At 41.2% G+C, this 3,067-nt stretch carries 3 protein-coding genes; 1 reads left to right on the forward strand and 2 read right to left on the reverse strand.

The window, feature by feature from the left end:
• Positions 1–615 precede the first annotated feature (615 nt).
• Together ABYB02_RS16125 and fliS are read right to left on the reverse strand one after the other, a co-directional pair.
• The gene (locus tag ABYB02_RS16125; RefSeq protein WP_372763400.1) at positions 616–918 is read right to left on the reverse strand and encodes a hypothetical protein; all 303 of its coding nucleotides are present in this window, start codon (positions 916–918) and stop codon (positions 616–618) included.
• A 6-nt stretch (positions 919–924) separates the two neighbouring features.
• The gene (fliS, locus tag ABYB02_RS16130) at positions 925–1,326 is read right to left on the reverse strand and encodes a flagellar export chaperone FliS (protein ID WP_372763401.1); all 402 of its coding nucleotides are present in this window, start codon (positions 1,324–1,326) and stop codon (positions 925–927) included.
• A 370-nt stretch (positions 1,327–1,696) separates the two neighbouring features.
• Here fliS and ABYB02_RS16135 point away from each other — a divergent pair.
• The coding region (locus ABYB02_RS16135; RefSeq protein WP_372763402.1) for a sigma-54 dependent transcriptional regulator at positions 1,697–3,067 on the forward strand (1,371 nt) is incomplete at its 3' end.

The following is a 3,067-nucleotide window of genomic DNA, read 5'->3' on the forward strand; positions in this document are numbered from 1 at the left end:
TAACCTAAACTCCACCAGTAGCTATATTCAAGCCCAGCTAGATAACATGCCTGGTGTGGTTAAGCAGTCTAAATAGTAAAGGGCAGGTTTTAGGTGTCAGGTGTCAGGTTTTAGGTAAAGACAGCTACACTCGGCGCTTTGGTTGATGTAGGTGCGGTTTTATACCGCGCTTATAGTTTCTACAATCTGACCTACTTGTTTTAGATTGCTGCAGTGCTCTTCTCATTTTCCCCTCATTCACTGCTCTTTGTGCGAAAAGATTTAAGTAAATTTATGCACAAAGAGGGTAAGAGACGCTGTGCTTTAGAGAAGTAAAATACTAACTCGCCTATTTAATTCATTGCTTAGTCTGTGAAATGTGAGGGTTCAGGCTTTAGGTTTAATCAGCCACACTCGGCGTTTTCTTGATGTAGGTGCGCTTATAATATTCGTTTCAGGTTACTGCAGTTGTCTTCTCATTTCCCCTCATTCACTGCTCTTTGTGCAAATAGATTTAAGTAAATTTATGCACAAAGAGGGTAAGAGACGCTGTGCTTTAGAGAAGTAAAAAACCATAAATAGCCCATTAAGTAACTACTCACTTACTCTTATTGAGCTCTACATACAGATTACGGTTTAAGTGCTTTTATAAGCGTTGATGGCTTTGTCTGATTTTTTATGTTTAAGCAGCGCGTTAAAAGAAGCCGACTTTTGGCTAGTAGCTTGCACTAATATGGCTTTAATACTCGTTTGTATTGCTATTAGCTCGTCGGCTGTAGGGGGGAGCTCGCTTTCGCACCAATTTTTTAGGCACATATCTAATGCTGCAAGTTGCTGCGCCGCCGCATCGGCTTGGTTGTTATTTACCTGTGTTTCAAGCACGCAAAGCAATTGTTTAACTTGCTCTGCGCTTTGTTGTGACGAGGGGGGAATGAGCATAATAGCTTAAACAGCCGGTGTACGTTGGTTAGCAGGAATACTGTTCCAGCCTTCTTTAATTTCTTTCACGATATTAGATACTTCGTTTATTGCATTAAGATCGTTATTTAAGTTTGCTTCGGTTAACTTACGTTGGCAGTAATCATAAAGTGCCGCCAAGTTTTCAGAAATACTTGGATCTTGCTCAACTTCAAAATTAAGTGCATCTTGCAATGCGCCAAATAACAGTACGCACGCTGAAATGTTTTCGCCTTTTTTTGCTATTTCTTTACGTTCAATAAAGCCCTTAGTGGCAGCTAAGCGACCAATAATATTACTAAAAATAAGGTTTATTTGTTCGTAGGGGGTCATCTCGTTAATACTGCTAGCACGAACTTGACTGTATTTTTTTAATGAAGCATGGGCCATAAGAAAAAGTCCTAAAGAATAAAAGTTACTAAACTGCCAGCAAGTATAATGCCAAGCGAGTTGTATCTAGTTAGTTATCGGCACTCGTTGCGACAACTTGAGTAATAAATCAAGTTCTATTGAAATAATAGAGAGTGTTGCTCGCATAAGCAAAGCTAAACGCTGCACAAGTGGCTAATAATCATTATTTCAACAGCTTTGCTGTTGCTGGACATGGTGTTAATAGTAGGTATAAAGTATGAATAAAATAGCTGAAGTGTCTGTTTTTTGGCGTTAATGTCAAAAAGTCGCCGCTATAGCTTGCATACATTTTCAACTGGCTTACAATTTAATTAATAATAAAAATGAGTGACATGATGGCTCGCTAACTATGATCTTAATTTTAGATAATAATAACAACCGCTCGATAGGATTATACGCTGCGCTCACCTTTATAGGCGAAGCAGTACAATTACAAAATGAAGCTGACTTTGAACAAACTTGCAGTAAGTATCAAAATAAAGACTGCATTGTTGTTTTAGGTGCCTTGCAAACACTTGATCATGAAAGCTTAATAAAAAAATATCCGACCCTACCTTTTTTACTGATAGGCGAAACCCTTAAACCGTTACTAAGCATTGCAAATGTTGTGGGTTTAATCTGCGAGCCGTTTACCCACGAAGTCACTACGCAATTACTGCATGACTGTCAGCAATACCAGCGGATGTTACCAAGCGAGCATAAACACCCTAAGCCACAAAATACCTTTGATGGTTTAGTAGGGGAAACAAAAGCGGTTAAAGATTTACGATTTTTGATTGAGCAAGTGGCCAAAACCGATGCCAATGTGCTTATTTTAGGTGAATCGGGAACCGGTAAAGAAGTGGTTGCACGTAACGTGCATTTATTATCTAAACGCCTTAACGGTCCATTTGTGCCGGTTAACTGTGGCGCTATTCCGGCAGAGTTACTTGAAAGTGAGCTATTTGGCCACGAGAAGGGCGCATTTACTGGCGCGATTTCGGCGCGTAAAGGGCGTTTTGAACTTGCTCAAGGTGGCACGCTATTTTTAGATGAAATAGGTGATATGCCGCTGCAAATGCAAGTGAAATTGCTGCGAGTGCTGCAAGAGCGCAGTTATGAACGGGTTGGTGGTACAAAAGCAATTCAGGCTGATGTACGTATTATTGCCGCGACGCACCGCGACCTTGAAACTATGATAGAGCAAGGTACGTTTCGTGAAGATTTATACTACCGACTCAATGTATTTCCCATTGAAAGCCCGTCATTGTCGCAGCGCGCCGATGATATACCGCTGTTATTAAAAGAGTTAATGCGCCGCGTGAACGAACAAAGTGGCACCACGGCTAAGTTTACCGAACGCGCAATAGAGAGTTTAAAAGAACATAGTTGGCCGGGGAATATTCGCGAGTTGGCAAACCTTGTTGAGCGTATGGTGATTATGTTTCCCGAAAAAGTGGTGGATGTGCCCGACTTACCGGCTAAATATCGTCATATTGAAGTAGAAGCCTATGAGCCGCAGTACCCTGAAGAGCTAATGGAGCGCGATGCATTTAACGATATATTTAGCACGGGCTTTAGCGACTATGACGATGAACCAGAAAGCGAAGCACTCAGCGATTTTAGTTTACTGCCCAGCGAGGGGATTGAGCTGAAAGAGTATTTAGCCGAGCTGGAAGTTAACTTAATCACTCAAGCGTTAGAACGTTTTGACTACGTGGTTGCCCGCGCTGCAGAAATA

This window comes from Pseudoalteromonas sp., assembly GCF_041613455.1.
Taxonomy (GTDB): domain Bacteria; phylum Pseudomonadota; class Gammaproteobacteria; order Enterobacterales; family Alteromonadaceae; genus Pseudoalteromonas.